Origin of the sequence: Halomonas aquatica, assembly GCF_040196335.1 — a bacterium.
Taxonomy (GTDB): Bacteria; Pseudomonadota; Gammaproteobacteria; order Pseudomonadales; family Halomonadaceae; genus Halomonas; species Halomonas aquatica.
Map to the genome: position 1 here is coordinate 232,859 of NZ_JBEGCJ010000003.1, position 15,781 is coordinate 248,639.

The following is a 15,781-nucleotide window of genomic DNA, read 5'->3' on the forward strand; positions in this document are numbered from 1 at the left end:
GGCATAAGCATTTATGAAAATTCTCCTTCTTTCAAAATACTCAAGAAAAGGCGCCAGTACCCGCCTGCGCTTGCTACAGTATCTGCCTTTTTTGGAGACCGAAGGGTTTCAGGTCACCGTCAGTAGCTTGTTTGACGATCAATACCTGGATCAGCTTTATCAGCACGGTAAACGGGCGCCATTGCGCATGATGAGGCTCTATCTACGCAGGCTGTTCGTGCTTCTCAGTGTTTTCAGGTACGACTTGGTTTGGGTAGAAAAAGAAATCTTCCCCTATATGCCCGCGATCGCTGAAAGGATGTTGGACTCTTTGGGGAAGCGCTATGTAGTCGATTTTGATGATGCGATCTTTCATAACTACGACCTGTCCGAGAATTCATTGCTGCGCCAGGTTTTAGGACGGAAAATCGATGTCGTAATGCGTTGTGCAACTTGCGTCGTGGCTGGTAATGATTATCTGGCAAGTCGGGCGAAAACGTCGGGTGCTGTTCGCATCGAGCTGGTGCCGACAGTGGTTGATGCAACGCGCTATAGCCCGACAGACTCTTCGCCGGTAGTACGCCCGGTGATTGGCTGGATTGGCTCACCCTCTACCCAGAGATATGTTGTTGACATTGCCTGGGCATTTTCGTCGCTGTGTCAAAAGCATAATGCACGGTTGCTGTTGGTTGGTGCATCAGCCAATATCACCTCTGAATTCCCGGGCCTTGATGTTGAGGTTGTGTCTTGGAGTGAGGAATCCGAGGCCGAGCTGATTGCTCAGATGGATATTGGTATCATGCCTTTACCAGATGGCTCCTGGGAAAAAGGTAAATGCGGCTACAAGTTAATTCAATACATGGCATGTGGCGTTCCCGTTATTGCCTCGCCAGTAGGCGTTAATGTCGATATTGTTGCTGCGAGCCAGTGTGGGCTTTTGGCTGCTAATGTAGCGGAATGGGAGGTTGCACTGGATAAGCTGCTTGAATCACCGAAGCAGAGACTGCAACTGGGCAGGGCGGGGCGACTGGCAGTTGAGAACCAGTATTCATTGGCGGTTCAGGCGCCGGTTCTTGCCCGGATATTGGCTCAGTCCATGACCGTATCGGAGTCTATCTAATGTGTGGCATTGCCGGTTTTTGGCAAGGCGCTTCTGGGGTGGCGGTTGATCCGGTTATCACCTGGATGTGTGATCGAATTAATCATCGCGGCCCGGATGATACCGGTTGCTGGATTGATCAATCGTCCGGTTTAGCTCTTGGTCACACTCGCTTATCCATACTCGACCTCTCGCCGGCTGGTAATCAGCCTATGCTGTCGGCGTGCAAGCGCCATATCCTGGCCTTCAATGGGGAAATATACAATCATCTGGCGCTGCGCGCCCAATTACAGGCCGAGGAGAAAGCGCCCGTCTGGCGCGGCCACTCGGATACAGAAACCCTGTTAGCCTGTTTCGCGGCCTGGGGTATAGAGCGAACGTTGCAAGCCACAGTGGGTATGTTTGCCATTGCCTTGTGGGATAAGCAAAAGCAGGTACTGACGCTAGCTCGCGATCGGATGGGTGAAAAACCCTTGTACTGGGGCTGGTGTGACGATGTATTGCTGTTCGGCTCTGAGCTTAAAGCGCTGAAGGCTCACCCGGTGTTCAATGCGGAGATCGACCGCAACGCCCTGACGTTGCTGTTACGACATTGCTACATCCCGGCGCCCTACAGTATTTATCAGGGCATTCAAAAGCTGATGCCGGGGTGTTTCGTGCAGATTCGTCTTCAGGGTAATGTGGCGCGCTCCAAAGATGCACAGCCTGAAGCCTATTGGCAGCTGAATCATGCTGTGGAACAGGGGCTGGCGAATCCTTTTACCGGTAGCCCTGAGGCCGCTGTGGACCTTGTGGAATCCAGGCTTTCGGACAGTATCGGTGAGCAGATGTTGTCGGATGTGCCGTTGGGGGCGTTTCTGAGTGGTGGTGTGGATAGCAGCACCATCGTCGCACTGATGCAGGCGCAGAGCGAGCGGCCGGTTCGGACCTTTACCATCGGCTTTGAACAGGGTGGTTATAATGAAGCAACTCACGCAAAGGCCGTTGCCGAACATTTGGGTACGGAGCACACAGAGCTTTATGTTCGCCCGGAGGACGCTCTGGCAGTAATCCCGAAGCTGTCTGGCATGTATTGCGAGCCTTTCAGCGACAGTTCGCAGATACCGACATTTCTCGTTAGCCAAATGGCTAGGCAGCATGTCACGGTTGCCTTGAGCGGTGATGGGGGCGACGAATTATTTGGTGGCTATAATCGTTATATCGCCGCAAGGAAGGTGTGGGGACCAGTGCAACGATTGCCGGCGTTCACCCGTCGTGCGGCAGCGAGTTTATTGCGCAGCGTTTCGCCGGCCACGTGGGATAAACTGTTTGACTGTGCAAGGCCGGTGCTACCCGCGCGCTTGCAGCTTTCTATTCCAGGCGAAAAAGCCCGCAAACTGGCCGATGTACTAGCACTCTCCGATGGCCATGCCTTTTACCGTCAGCTCACCAGCCACTGGACGGATCCGGCCAGGGTGGTCATTGGTGCAACGGAGCCAGAATCGTTGCTCACAACCCCGTCCGCCTGGCCAGAAACTGACTGCCTCGAACATGCGATGATGGCGATGGATGCGAAAACCTATATGGCGGATGACATCCTCACTAAAGTAGACCGTGCAGCCATGGCAACCAGTCTGGAAACCCGTGTGCCGATGCTGGACCATCGTGTGGTCGAACTGGCGTGGCGCATGCCGCTTGATCTTAAAATCAGAGATGGGCAAGGCAAGTGGCTGTTACGCCAGGTTCTGTATAAACATGTACCCAGGGAAATGATTGAGCGACCGAAAATGGGCTTCGGAATTCCGCTGGACAGCTGGTTGCGAGGGCCATTGCGAGAGTGGGCGGAAGCATTGCTGGATGAAAGCCGACTCCGGTCGGAAGGCTTCTTTCACCCTGAGCCAATCCGGACTATGTGGGCGGAACACCTCAGTGGCAAGCAGAACTGGCAGTATCATCTTTGGAGTGTGTTGATGTTTCAGGCGTGGTGGGAAGCACAGCAAGACTCAAACAAATAACCTGTCACACCTTCGACAAGCAAGGAATATTCTTGATGCACTCAACGGATACCGTGCGCCTGGGCGTAATCGGCTTGGGCTATGTCGGCCTGCCCCTGGCGGTGGAGTTCGGCAAGCTGCTGCCCACGGTAGGCTTCGACATCGATGCCAAGCGCATCAGCGAGCTGCGTGACGGTATCGACTACACCCTGGAAGTCGAGCCGGAACTACTGGCTCAGGCCAGTCAGTTAACCTTTTCTGACGAACTGGAAGCACTGCGAGAGTGCAATGTGTATATCGTCACGGTGCCGACACCCATTGATTCGAGCCGGCGGCCCGATCTCACTCCCTTGATCAAGGCCAGTGAGACCCTTGGCCAGGTAGTGAGCCAGGGTGATGTGGTGATCTTCGAATCCACCGTCTACCCGGGTGCCACCGAGGAAGACTGCATCCCGGTGATCGAGCGGGTCTCTGGGTTGCTCTACAATCGCGACTTCTTCGCGGGCTACAGCCCGGAGCGCATCAACCCGGGCGACAAGCATCATCGGGTCACCAGTATCAAGAAGGTGACCTCGGGTTCCACCCCGGAGGTGGCAGAGTTCGTCGATGGCCTGTATCGCCGGGTGATCACCGCGGGCACCCACAAGGCCAGCTCCATAGCCGTGGCTGAGGCGGCCAAGGTAATCGAGAATACCCAGCGTGACGTCAACATTGCCCTGATCAACGAACTGGCGATGATCTTCAACCGCCTGGGTATCGATACCCAGGAGGTGCTGGAAGCCGCGGGTACCAAGTGGAACTTTCTCCCCTTTCGCCCCGGCCTGGTGGGCGGTCATTGTATCGGGGTGGACCCTTACTACCTGACCCACAAGGCCCAGCAGGTGGGTTACCATCCCGAGGTGATCCTCTCCGGCCGACGCATCAATGATGGCATGGGGGCCTATGTGGCCGGGCAGCTGGTCAAGCAGATGATCAAGCGCCGCATCCATGTGGAAGGCGCCCGGGTGCTGGTGATGGGCCTGACCTTCAAGGAAAACTGCCCGGACCTGCGCAATACCCGGGTGGTGGATATTATTGACGAGCTTGCCGACTACAACGTGGCGGTGGATGTCTACGACCCCCAGGTGAACAAGGCCGAGGCCGAGCAGGCCTATGGGTTACGCCCGATCGATCACCCCCGGGCAGGTGTCTACGATGCCATCATTCTCGCCGTGGCCCACCGCGAGTTCCACGAACTGGGTGTCGAAGGTATCAGCGCCTGGGGAAAGGACGAGCATGTGCTGTACGACCTGAAGTATGTGTTGCCCAAGGATGCGGTGGATCTCAGGTTATGAATGGCCAGTCGAAGAATATCCAGGAAATTGGCAGGCGCCGGCTGTTGTTTGTGGTCAACTCCCCGGACTTCTTTCTCTCCCACCGTCTCCCCATCGCCCTGAAGGCCTTGCAGGAAAGCCATGAGGTCCATATGGCGACGGCCGGTCGTCATCATGGCGGCTCGGTTGCTGCGCAACAAAAGGGGTAGAGGAGTACATCGAGGCGGCTGAGGCTGTTGGCCGAGCGTGGCGTCGATGTCGGGCTTTCGCCTGATTGGTGATCCTGACTCGGGCAAACCCACCGGCGTAACGGAGGCGCAACTGGTCGAGCAAGGGGTAAGTTATTCTAAGGTGCCGACTTATCGTGACTTCCGTCCCGGCCACGAGCGCCACTTCCAGGCTGATATTAGCAAGTGGCGCTACCTGCTGGGCTACGAGCCCAGCCATACAATCGTTGAAGGGATTAGCGAAACGCTGCACTGGTGTGTGCAGCATTTTCGTCAGCGTTCTGGGTAGAACCGGAAATAAGGGCTAGTATGGATCAACATGAGTCATCCACTTCGATTCGTCGGATAATCGTGGTGGCGGGTTTCGCTCGGTCACTGATCAATTTTCGCGGGCCATTGATTTGTGCCCTTCAGGAGGCGGGACTGGAAGTGCATGCGGCGGCACCAGGGATCCTGTCGGACGAGGTAACGCGTTGTCAGCTCGAAGCCTTGGGTGTGGTAGCCCATGAAATCCCCCTGCAGCGTACCGGCACCAATCCTAGTAAAGATATGGCCACCATGGCTGCATTCTATCGCCTCTTTCGCCAGGTGCGTCCGGATGCAGTGCTGGCCTACACCATCAAGCCCGTGATCTACGCTACCTTGGCGGCCTGGTTAGCACGAGTACCGCGGCGTTTCGCCTTGATTACTGGCCTGGGTTACGCCTTCACTGGCGAGGCAACAGGTAAACGGGCAGCTGTGTTGACCCTGGTCCGCCAGCTCTATGCTCGAGCCATTGGCCGGGCGCACCTAGTGTTCTTCCAGAATCCTGATGACCTCACCTTGTTTCGCGAACTCGGGCTGCTTCCGGAACGGGTGCCTTCCCAACTCGTCAATGGCTCGGGCATCGATACGGAACGTTATGCGGTGGCCCCATTACCTCAAGGGAGGCCAGTCTTTCTGATGATTGCCCGCTTGCTCGGCGACAAAGGGGTGCGCGAATACGTGGCAGCAGCTGCCCTCGTCCGACAGCACCATCCGGAAACCATCTTTCGGTTGGTGGGGGATCTGGACGACAATCCCGACTCGGTTTCCCGTGTCGAATTAGAAGAATGGCTAGGCGCCGGGCATATCGAGTACCTGGGCCAGCTCAACGATGTACGCCCTGCAATTTGCGAGGCCTGTGTATACGTTTTACCCAGCTATCGTGAAGGTACGTCGCGCACCGTGCTGGAAGCCATGGCGATGGGTCGTTCGATTATCACCACCAATGCCCCAGGATGCCGAGAAACGGTGGTTGAAGGCGATAACGGTTTTCTGGTGCCGGTGAAATCAGTGGATGCCTTGGCCGAGGCCATGCAGCGGTTCATTGATAATCCTTGCTTGATAGTTAGCATGGGACAGCGTTCCCGCGAGATGGCAGAAAGCAAATACGACGTGCATAAGGTGAATGCGGTGTTGCTAGAGGCGATGGGGATTCCTTATTCTACTAGTTCAGGCTTCACCGCAGATACGCCTTCTCTCCCGGCCAAGTCCCATGTGAATAATTAACCGCTTGTACTGAGTTTTTCATCTGCCCCTTTTAAAGTTTGTTTATCTCATATGTTAAAACGTTTTATCGATGTTACTGCTGCTCTGTGTGGTCAGATATTACTGGCTCCTGTGTTGCTGACAGTTGCCCTGCTCATCCTTTTAAATCTCGGCTCCCCGGTACTATTTCGTCAAGTCCGGCCTGGTCTGCACGGCAAACCCTTCGCGATGGTCAAGTTTCGCACCATGCTCGATGCCGTGGATAAGCACGGCAACGCGCTGCCAGACGAGGAGCGGATGACACGCCTCGGTAGTATCCTTCGTGCCACCAGCCTTGATGAGTTGCCTGAGCTATGGAATGTGCTCAAGGGCGAGATGAGCCTAGTAGGCCCGAGGCCTCTATTGATGGAATACCTGCCTCTGTATTCAGAAGAACAGTACCGTCGCCATGAGGTGCGCCCGGGTGTTACAGGCTGGGCTCAGGTCAACGGGCGCAATGCGCTTTCCTGGGATGAGAAGTTCAAGCTGGATGTCTGGTACGTCGACAATCACTCGTTGTGGCTGGATCTCAAGATTCTATTGCTTACTGTGAAGAAGGTGTTCGTGAGGGAAGGCATTTCGGCGGAGGGGCAAGCGACCATGGAGCGTTTCAGGGGTAGTGCTACTGAAAGTGAATCTGCTACGCCTTCCCAAAGCGTCGATTCTCCAGCAGCCGAGGAACAGACGCCATGAAGCTGGCCGTTCTGGGTGCCAGTGGGCACGGCAAGGTCGTGGCTGATACTGCACTGGCTGCCGGCTGGGAAGATGTGGTGTTCTTTGATGATGCCTGGCCGGCGCTCACTCAGAATGGTATTTGGCCTGTAGTTGGCGATACCGATGCCTTGATGACTCAGCGGAATGAGTTCGATGGCATCGTCGTGGGAATCGGCAGCAACCGCATTCGTCTAAACAAGACCCGTGAGTTGTCTTACTCCGGGGCGAAGCTGACGACAATCGTACATCCATGCGCGGTACTGAGCCCCACCGTGCAGCTAGGCATGGGCAGCGTGGTGTTTGCCGGTGCAGTTATCCAAGTCGATTGTCGGCTGGGAGCAGCCTGCATCGTCAATACCAATGCCAGCATCGATCATGACTGCTGCCTTGCCGATGGTGTGCATGTGTGTCCCGGTACTTCGATCGCGGGTCTTGTTACAGTGGGTGAAGTTAGTTGGATTGGCATCGGTGCATCGGTGAAACAGATGGTAAAGATCGGGGAAGGTGTTACCGTTGGAGCCGGCGCTGCAGTGGTTAGTGATGTTTCGGACAGTGAGACTGTCGTCGGTGTACCCGCACATGTCTTCGCGTAATGAATTGCGCTCTTACGTATCAGTTAAATGTTGGTGGTTGAATGCTGAATGGACCTTTCTCCCCCTGGCCGTCCTTCACCGAGGAAGAGGCCGAGACTGTGAAACGCGTACTGTTGTCCAACAAGGTGAACTACTGGACCGGTCAGGAAGGGCGTGAGTTCGAGCGCGAGTTTGCCGCCTTCGCTGGTGCCGAGTATGCGATTGCCCTGGCAAACGGCACCACGGCGCTGGACCTGGCCATGAAGGGGCTAGGCATCGGCGAAGGCGAGGGCAGGGGGCGCGACGAGGTGATCGTCACGTCTCGGACATTCATGGCGTCAGTTTCCTGCATCGTCACCGCAGGGGCGGTGCCGGTGTTTGCCGATGTGGATTGCAACTCCCAGAACATCACCGCCACCACGGTGGCCGAGAAGATCACCGCCAATACCCGAGCGATTATCGCCGTGCACCTGGCGGGCTGGCCCTGTGAAATGGGTGAACTAATGGCGCTGGCGGAAGAGCATGGCCTCTTTGTGATCGAGGATTGCGCCCAGGCCCACGGCGCCCGCTACCGCGGGCGTAGCGTGGGCGGCATCGGCCATGTGGGCTGCTGGTCGTTCTGCCAGGACAAGATCATGACCACCGGCGGCGAAGGTGGCATGGTGACCACCAATGACACCCCGCTTTGGAAACGCATGTGGGCCTACAAGGACCACGGCAAGAGCTGGGAGGCGGTCTACCAGCGTGAGCATCCTCCGGGGTTTCGGTGGCTGCACGAAAGCTTCGGGACCAACTGGCGGCTGACCGAGATGCAGTCCGCCATCGGCCGCATCCAACTCAGGCGCATGCCCGCCTGGTCAGCGGCGCGCCGGGCCAATGCCGAGCGAATCTGGCAGGCAACCAGAGAGTGCCGTGGTCTACGTGTGCCGGCGATCCCGGAGTTTATCGAGCATGCCGCCTACAAGTGCTACATTTTCGTGGAGCCCGAACTGTTGGCCGATGGCTGGGATCGTGACCGTATCCAGGCCCATATAGTCGAGCAAGGCGTGCCGTGCTTTTCTGGCTCCTGCTCGGAAGTCTATTTGGAGCAAGCTTTCGATGGAACCGGATGGCGCCCTGAGACGCCGCTCCCCGTTGCTCGTGAACTGGGCAAGACAAGCATGATGTTTCTTTGTCATCCCACGCTGACCGAAGCCGAGATTGACAAGAGCTGCCAGGTGCTGCGCAAGGTAATGGCCGAGGCTTGTCCCTGAGGGCCTATAGATACAGGGTTTATGCCTAGCATGCTTTGGTGGTGTTCTTGCCTCGGTGGCCGGCCATGGAGGATGCGCTGCAGCTTACCTCTTTAAGGGGGAGAGTAGCGGGTCGTTCCGATTATGGTGCCTAGTCCATGAAAAGCATCGCCCGCTAAAGTCGAAACCTCGAACCGGGCCTGCCACTGAATGCGACATCGGTGTGTTGAATTGTTGATCCCTCTAAATTTTCTTCGTTTTATGTTCTTCTTTAACAAGGCGATTTGTTCATGAATGTACTTGTGACCGGCAACGCCGGTTTCATCGGCTTCCACACGGCCAAGCGCCTGCTGGAGCGCGGCGACACCGTGATCGGCTTCGACGTGGTCAATGACTACTACGACCCCGACATCAAGGAGGCGCGGCTCAGGCTTCTGGAGGAGACGGCCGAGCGAACCGGTAGCGAATATGCGTTCGTGCGCGGCGAGCTTGCCGACCTGGGGGCAGTCAACGCAGCGTTCGAGACGCACAAGCCGGATCGGGTGATCCATCTGGCCGCCCAGGCCGGGGTGCGCTACTCCCTGGAGAATCCCCACGCCTATGTGCAAAGCAATCTGGTGGCCTTCACCAATATCCTGGAAGCCTGCCGGCATCACAGGGTCGAACACCTGACCTACGCCAGCACCAGCAGCGTGTACGGCGCCAATACCAATATGCCGTTCTCCGAGCACGAAGGGGTCAATCATCCGCTGCAGTTCTATGCCGCCACCAAGAAGGCCAACGAGCTTATGGCGCACAGCTACAGCCACCTGTATCGGCTGCCCACTACCGGCCTGCGCTTCTTCACCGTCTATGGCCCCTGGGGCCGACCGGACATGGCGCTGTTCCTGTTCACCAGAAAGACCCTGGCCGGTGAGCCGATCCCGGTATTCAACCACGGCAATCACACCCGCGATTTCACCTACATCGATGACATCGTGGAAGGGGTGATTCGCGCCAGCGACGATATCGCCGCACCCAATCCCGACTGGGACAGCGACAACCCCGACCCGGCGACGAGCAATGCGCCCTACCGGCTCTTCAACATCGGTAACAATGATCCGGTGAAGCTCAGCGCCTATATTGAGGCCATCGAGGAGGCGCTGGGCAAGGAAGCCATCAAGGACCTGCTGCCGCTTCAGCCCGGCGACGTGCCGGCTACCTATGCCGATTCCACCGAGCTGGAGAGGGCCGTGGGCTACAAGCCCGCCACGCCGGTGAAGGAAGGGGTCGCCAACTTCGTCAAGTGGTATCGGGAGTTCTATGGGGTTTAAATCACCCCGGTCTGCGACGGGTCTGTTGCCAAGCAAATGGCCAAGCCAGAGTTTTCAGGGAGATATGCATGAACAGGTCCGATAGCCTTCACCTCAGGCTGACTTCTCTGAGCCGCGGCAAGAAGCGGTTGATCATGGTGCTGGCGGATCTTGTCGCGCTGCCACTGGCATTATGGTCTGCCTATGCGCTGCGCCTGGCCGAATGGTGGCCGGCGCGATACATCGAGCCCTTCTGGTGGCTGTTTCTGGTGGTGCCTTTGGTGGGGGTCTTCACCTTCGCCCGTTTGGGGCTCTATCGGGCTGTGGTTCGCTTCATGGGCCCCCAGGCGATGTGGGCTGTGGTGAAGGGGTCGTTGTTGCTGGCACTCATGATGTGGGCAGCGGGTTTTTTCTATCAGTGGGAGGGCTTCCCCCGTTCGGTTCCTGTCAACTTCGCCCTGGTCACCCTGGTGTATGTAGGCGGCACGCGGCTGTTGGTGCGCAGCTACTACCAGTGGTTGATTCGCCATTACACCGAGAAGCAGGCGGTGGCCATCTATGGTGCCGGTGGTGCCGGGGTTCAGTTGTCGATGGCGTTGGGAACTGGTCGCGAGTTCTATGTGGCGGCTTTCCTGGATGACGATCCGGCCCTGTGGGGCAGCACCATCAAGGGAATCAAGGTTCACCCTCCTGAACAGGCTGAGCAGATGGTGGAGACACTCGCGATTCGTCGTGTGTTGCTCGCCATGCCCAACGCCACCAAGGCCCAGCGCAAGCAGACGCTGGACAAGCTGACCGACCTACCCGTGCACGTGCAGACGGTACCCTCCATGCTGGAGATCGTCTCCGGCGAGGCTAGTCTGGAGCAGTTGCGGGAGGTGGAGCTCGAGGACCTGCTGGGCCGGGATCCCGTGCCGCCCCGGTCAGAGCTGCTGGAGGCCAGCATTCTTGACAGGGTGGTGATGGTGACCGGCGCCGGGGGGTCCATCGGCAGCGAGATGTGTCGTCAGGTGATGCGTGGAAGCCCTCGGGGGCTGGTGCTCTTCGAGATCAGCGAGTATGGGCTCTACACCATCGACCAGGAACTCGAGACCCTGAAGAGCGAGATGGGCGCCGAGTTTCCCATCTATCCCCTGTTGGGAAGCGTTTGCGATCGGAGGCGAGTGGAGGAGACGCTGCGACGCTATGGGGTGAACACCATCTACCACGCCGCGGCCTACAAACATGTGCCGATCGTGGAGCAAAACGTGCTGGAGGGGGTGCGAAACAATATTCACGGCACCCGGGTGGTGGCCGAATCTGCGACCAGACTCGGCGTGGAACGGTGCGTGTTGATCTCCACCGACAAGGCGGTACGCCCCACCAACGTGATGGGCGCTACCAAGCGCATGGCCGAACTGGTGCTTCAGGATCTGGCCACTCGCCATGGCCTGGAGAATGGCCATCGCACCATCTTCTCCATGGTGCGCTTCGGCAACGTCCTGGGGTCCAGCGGCTCGGTGGTGCCGTTGTTCCGGCGCCAGATAGAACAAGGCGGGCCGGTTACCGTCACGCATCCCGAGATCACCCGCTACTTCATGACCATCCCCGAGGCGGCACTGCTGGTGATCCAGGCCGGCTCCATGGCGCAGGGCGGGGATGTCTTCGTGCTCGACATGGGTGAGCCGGTCAGAATCTATGATCTGGCACGGCGAATGATCCAGTTGACCGGCCTGGAGGTTAAGGATGAGGTTAATCCCGATGGTGATATCGAGATCACCTTCTCGGGCCTGCGCCCCGGCGAGAAGCTCTTTGAAGAACTGTTGATCGGTGACAACGTGACCGGCACCTCGCATCCCAAGATCATGCGTGCCCGGGAGGATGTGTTGCCCACGGAAACCCTTCTGGAACTGCTGGAAGCCTTTCACGAAGCCGAGCAACGGCTGGATAGCCAGCACGCCTGCGAGAGCCTTAAACGGGGGGTGAGTGGTTTCGCTCACAGCGGCGAGCTGTTCGACCTGCTGCTGCCCGTAAAGCCGGGCGGCAAGGTGGTGCCTGTCACCTCACGACCTCGCCGACTCGGAGCTGGCTGACGCACTAACGCCGATTCCCTTCAGACGCGAGACCCGGCCCTGGTGCCGGGTCTCTTGCTATCTGGTGCGGGTTACCGATGGCCCCAGACGATGAAGTGAGGATTGAGGTGCTCCTGCGGCGTGGCATAGCTGAGTGGCTGGCCTTCTATTGTCTCCACTCGTCCGCCGGCCTGCTCGACCACCGCCTGGGCGGCGCCGGTGTCCCACAGGCAGGTGGGGCCGAGACGGGGGTAGACATCCGCCACGCCTTCGGCGATAAGGCAAAGTTTCAAGGAGCTGCCCATGGGCACCATGTTGTGGCTTCCCAGCTTCTCAAGCCATTCGGCCAGGTCGGGGCTGGGGTGGGAGCGGCTGCCCACCACGCGCCAGGTGGTGCCTTCGGCGGGCTTGCCGGCCACACTGATCGGCTGGCGCTCGTCGCTCTGACCTTCATGCCGCGTCACCTTGAAGGCGCCCAGGCCCTCGGCGGCGAGATAAGACACCTCCAGCGACGGGGCGACGACCACACCGAGCACCGGCTTGCCGTGCTCTATCAGCGCGATGTTGACGGTGAACTCGCCGTTGCGCTTGATGAACTCCTTGGTGCCATCCAGTGGGTCGACCAGCCAGTAGCGGCCGTCGGCGTCCGCACCAGTGAAGCCTTCGGTGTGCTCCTCAGAGAGCACCGGGATATTGCCCGGCAGGGCGTTGAGCCCCGCGACGATGACGTCATGGGCGGCCTTGTCGGCATCGGTCAGCGGGCTCTTGTCGTCCTTTTCCTCGATGGAAAAGTCCCGGGCATAGACGGCCATGATGGCCCGGCTGGCGTCCTTGGCGATGGTGAAGACCTGCTCCAGCAGGTCGGGGTTAGTTATCGGCATGTGATGGACCCTGTCGGGGAATCCCGGCACATTTGGCCGGGATGGGATGTGGTGGGAGGCATCGAACCGCCCGTTCCCAGAAAAACTCAAGAAATCAGCTGGCGCTCGCTCAGCAACTCGACGATGGCGTCGGCGGCCTCGTCGCTGCTCATCTTCTGGGTCTCGATATGCAGGTCCGGGGCTTCGGGCGGCTCGTAGGCGGAGTCGATGCCGGTGAAGTTCTTCAGCTCGCCTCGGCGGGCCTTGCGATAGAGCCCCTTGGGGTCCCGCTCCTCGGCCACATCGAGCGGCGTGTCGACGAAGATCTCGATGAACTCGCCGTCTTCGACCAGATCGCGGGCCAGCTGGCGCTCGCTACGGAAGGGAGAGATGAAGGCGGTTAGCACGATCAGCCCGGCATCGACCATCAGCTTGGCCACTTCCCCCACGCGGCGGATGTTCTCGACGCGATCGGCATCGGTGAAGCCGAGATCGCGGTTGAGGCCGTGGCGCACGTTGTCGCCATCCAGCAGGTAGGTGTGCTGGCCGGCGGCGTGTAGCTTCTTCTCCACCAGGTTGGCGATGGTCGACTTGCCGGCACCGGAGAGACCGGTGAACCACAGCACCGCGGGCTGCTGGGACTTGGAGAGGGCGCGCGCCTGCTTGTCGATATCCACGTGCTGCATGTGGATGTTCTGGCTGCGGCGCAGGGCGAAATGCAGCATTCCGGCGCCGACGGTGTTGTTGGTCATGCGGTCGATGAGGATGAAACCGCCGGTGTCCTGGCTCTCTTGGTAGGGATCGAAGGCCACGGGCCTGTTGAGGCTCAGGGTGCAGATGCCGATGGCATTGAGGTCCAGCTGCTTGGCCGCGGTGTGCTCCAGGGTGTTTACGTTCACCTGGTACTTGATGTCGGTGACGGTCGCCGAGACGGTCTGGGTTCCCAGCTTCATCAGGTAGGGGCGGCCGGGCAGCAGCGGCTGGTCGTGCATCCACACCAGGGTGGTCTCGAACTGGTCGGCGGTCTGGCTCGGCTTTTCCACGCCGGAGATGATGTCTCCGCGGGAGATGTCGATCTCGTCGTTCAGCAGCAGGGTGATGGACTGACCGGCCACGGCCTCGTCCAGGTCGCCATCGAAAGTGTAGATCCGCGACACCGTGCTGGTCTTGCCGGAGGGCTGCACGCGAATGGCGTCGCCGGGCCTGACCCTGCCGCTGGTCACCATGCCGGTGAAGCCGCGGAAGTCCAGGTTGGGGCGGTTGACCCACTGCACCGGCAGGCGGAAGGGGTCACGCTGCAGGTGCTCGTCGTCGACTTCCACGGTCTCCAGGAAGGCCATCAGGGTGGGGCCGTGGTACCAGGGCATATGGTGGCCGTGCTCGATGACGTTGTCGCCCTTGAGCGCCGACATGGGGATGAAGGTGATCGACTCCAGTCCCAGCTGCCTAGCGAAGGCCCGGTACTCCTCGACGATCTCGTCGAAGCGCTCTTTCGAGTAGTCCACCAGGTCCATCTTGTTGATGGCGACCACCACCTGGCGCATGCCGATCAGCGACATCAAAAAGCTGTGGCGGCGAGTCTGGGTGAGGATGCCATAGCGGGCATCGACCATCAGGATGGCGGCGTCGGCGGTGGAGGCGCCGGTCACCATGTTGCGGGTGTACTGCTCGTGCCCGGGGGTATCGGCGACGATGAACTTGCGCTTGTCGGTAGAGAAGAAGCGGTAGGCCACGTCGATGGTGATGCCCTGCTCGCGTTCGGCAGCCAGGCCATCGACCAGCAGGGCGAAGTCCATCTCGATGCCCTGGGTACCGTACTTCTTCGAATCTGCTTCGATGGCGGCCAGCTGGTCCTCGAACAGCAGCTTGGACTCGAACAGCAGGCGGCCGATCAGCGTGCTCTTGCCGTCATCCACGCTGCCGCAGGTGATAAAGCGCAGCAGGCCCTTGTGTTCGTGGGACTTGAGGTAGCCCGCGATATCCTCGGCGATCAGGTCGGAAGCGTGTGCCATCAGAAGTACCCCTCTTGCTTTTTCTTTTCCATCGACGCGGCGCTGTCGTGGTCGATCACCCGGCCCTGACGCTCGGAGGTCTTGGTCAGCAACATCTCCTGGATGATCGCCGGCAGGGTGTCGGCCTCGGATTCGATGGCGCCGGTCAGCGGGTAGCAGCCCAGGGTGCGGAAGCGCACCTTGCGCATCATCGGCACCTCACCGGGCTCCAGCGGCATGCGTTCGTCGTCGACCATGATCAGCGCGCCGTCGCGCTCCACAACCGGGCGTTCGGCGGAGTAGTAGAGGGGCACGATGGGAATGTTCTGCAGGTAGATGTACTGCCAGATATCCAGCTCGGTCCAGTTGGAGAGCGGGAAGACGCGGATCGACTCGCCCTTGTGCTTGCGCGTATTGAAGAGCTTCCACAGCTCCGGGCGCTGGTTCTTCGGGTCCCAGCGGTGCGCCGCGGTGCGAAAGGAGAAGATGCGCTCCTTGGCGCGGGACTTCTCTTCATCGCGACGCGCGCCACCGAAGGCGGCGTCGAAGCCGTACTTGTTCAGCGCCTGCTTGAGGCCTTCGGTCTTCATCACGTCGGTATGGATCGCCGAACCGTGGGTGAAGGGATTGATGTCCTTCTCCACGCCTTCTGGATTTATATGCACGATCAGGTCCATTCCGATTTCCTCGGCCATGCGGTCGCGGAACTCGTACATGGCGCGGAACTTCCAGCGAGTATCGATATGGAGCAGGGGGAAGGGAGGCGGGGAGGGCGCGAAGGCCTTGCGTGCAAGGTGCAGCATCACCGCGCTGTCCTTGCCGACCGAGTAGAGCATCACCGGATTCTCGGTCTCTGCGACCACCTCGCGCATGATCTGGATGCTCTCGGCCTCGAGCCGTTGAAGATGGGTAAGTGTCGTCATCGTCGTT

At 59.1% G+C, this 15,781-nt stretch carries 14 protein-coding genes; 11 read left to right on the forward strand and 3 right to left on the reverse strand.

What is annotated here, in order from left to right; translation table 11 throughout:
- Positions 1–13: 13 nt before the first annotated feature.
- The 11 genes from ABE960_RS07385 (at position 14) to ABE960_RS07435 (ending at position 12,021) form a co-directional block, all read left to right on the forward strand.
- Entirely contained in the window at positions 14–1,099 is a 1,086-nt protein-coding gene (locus tag ABE960_RS07385) for a glycosyltransferase family 4 protein (RefSeq protein WP_349761606.1), read from the forward strand.
- Positions 1,099–3,072 carry an asparagine synthase (glutamine-hydrolyzing) gene (asnB, locus tag ABE960_RS07390; RefSeq protein ID WP_349761607.1) on the forward strand — a complete coding sequence of 658 codons (1,974 nt, stop codon included), beginning with the start codon at positions 1,099–1,101 and terminating at the stop codon, positions 3,070–3,072. The genes ABE960_RS07385 and asnB overlap by 1 nt, the downstream gene beginning before the upstream one ends.
- 35 nt (positions 3,073–3,107) lie before the next feature.
- Complete coding sequence (tviB, locus tag ABE960_RS07395) at positions 3,108–4,385, forward strand: Vi polysaccharide biosynthesis UDP-N-acetylglucosamine C-6 dehydrogenase TviB (RefSeq protein WP_349761924.1); 1,278 nt, start codon at positions 3,108–3,110, stop codon at positions 4,383–4,385.
- Entirely contained in the window at positions 4,382–4,573 is a 192-nt protein-coding gene (locus ABE960_RS07400) for a hypothetical protein (RefSeq protein ID WP_349761608.1), read from the forward strand. The genes tviB and ABE960_RS07400 overlap by 4 nt, the downstream gene beginning before the upstream one ends.
- Before the next feature lie 46 nt (positions 4,574–4,619).
- The gene (locus tag ABE960_RS07405; protein ID WP_349761609.1) at positions 4,620–4,880 is read left to right on the forward strand and encodes a Rossmann-fold NAD(P)-binding domain-containing protein; all 261 of its coding nucleotides are present in this window, start codon (positions 4,620–4,622) and stop codon (positions 4,878–4,880) included.
- 20 nt (positions 4,881–4,900) lie between these two features.
- Positions 4,901–6,121 (forward strand): glycosyltransferase family 4 protein, encoded by a 1,221-nt coding sequence (locus ABE960_RS07410; RefSeq protein WP_349761610.1) that lies wholly within the window; start codon positions 4,901–4,903, stop codon positions 6,119–6,121.
- Positions 6,122–6,172: 51 nt separating this feature from the next.
- The gene (locus ABE960_RS07415) at positions 6,173–6,832 is read left to right on the forward strand and encodes a sugar transferase (protein ID WP_349761611.1); all 660 of its coding nucleotides are present in this window, start codon (positions 6,173–6,175) and stop codon (positions 6,830–6,832) included.
- Positions 6,829–7,446, forward strand: coding sequence for an acetyltransferase (locus ABE960_RS07420; RefSeq protein WP_349761612.1), 618 nt, complete (start codon positions 6,829–6,831; stop codon positions 7,444–7,446). The genes ABE960_RS07415 and ABE960_RS07420 overlap by 4 nt, the downstream gene beginning before the upstream one ends.
- A gap of 41 nt (positions 7,447–7,487) precedes the next feature.
- Positions 7,488–8,678 carry a DegT/DnrJ/EryC1/StrS family aminotransferase gene (locus ABE960_RS07425; protein ID WP_349761613.1) on the forward strand — a complete coding sequence of 397 codons (1,191 nt, stop codon included), beginning with the start codon at positions 7,488–7,490 and terminating at the stop codon, positions 8,676–8,678.
- Between the two features lie 269 nt (positions 8,679–8,947).
- The gene (locus ABE960_RS07430; protein WP_349761614.1) at positions 8,948–9,970 is read left to right on the forward strand and encodes an NAD-dependent epimerase; all 1,023 of its coding nucleotides are present in this window, start codon (positions 8,948–8,950) and stop codon (positions 9,968–9,970) included.
- A 68-nt stretch (positions 9,971–10,038) separates the two neighbouring features.
- Positions 10,039–12,021 carry a polysaccharide biosynthesis protein gene (locus tag ABE960_RS07435; protein WP_349761615.1) on the forward strand — a complete coding sequence of 661 codons (1,983 nt, stop codon included), beginning with the start codon at positions 10,039–10,041 and terminating at the stop codon, positions 12,019–12,021.
- A gap of 71 nt (positions 12,022–12,092) precedes the next feature.
- On the opposite strand, the gene cysQ is transcribed toward ABE960_RS07435, so the two are convergent.
- The 3 genes from cysQ to cysD all read right to left on the reverse strand — a co-directional run bounded on the left by cysQ (position 12,093) and on the right by cysD (position 15,774).
- Positions 12,093–12,881: a 3'(2'),5'-bisphosphate nucleotidase CysQ gene (gene cysQ / locus ABE960_RS07440; protein ID WP_349761616.1), complete on the reverse strand. Its 789-nt coding sequence runs from the start codon at positions 12,879–12,881 to the stop codon at positions 12,093–12,095.
- Positions 12,882–12,967: 86 nt separating this feature from the next.
- Positions 12,968–14,872: a sulfate adenylyltransferase subunit CysN gene (cysN, locus tag ABE960_RS07445; protein WP_349761617.1), complete on the reverse strand. Its 1,905-nt coding sequence runs from the start codon at positions 14,870–14,872 to the stop codon at positions 12,968–12,970.
- Entirely contained in the window at positions 14,872–15,774 is a 903-nt protein-coding gene (cysD, locus tag ABE960_RS07450) for a sulfate adenylyltransferase subunit CysD (RefSeq protein WP_349761618.1), read from the reverse strand. The genes cysN and cysD overlap by 1 nt, the downstream gene beginning before the upstream one ends.
- Positions 15,775–15,781: the final 7 nt, after the last annotated feature.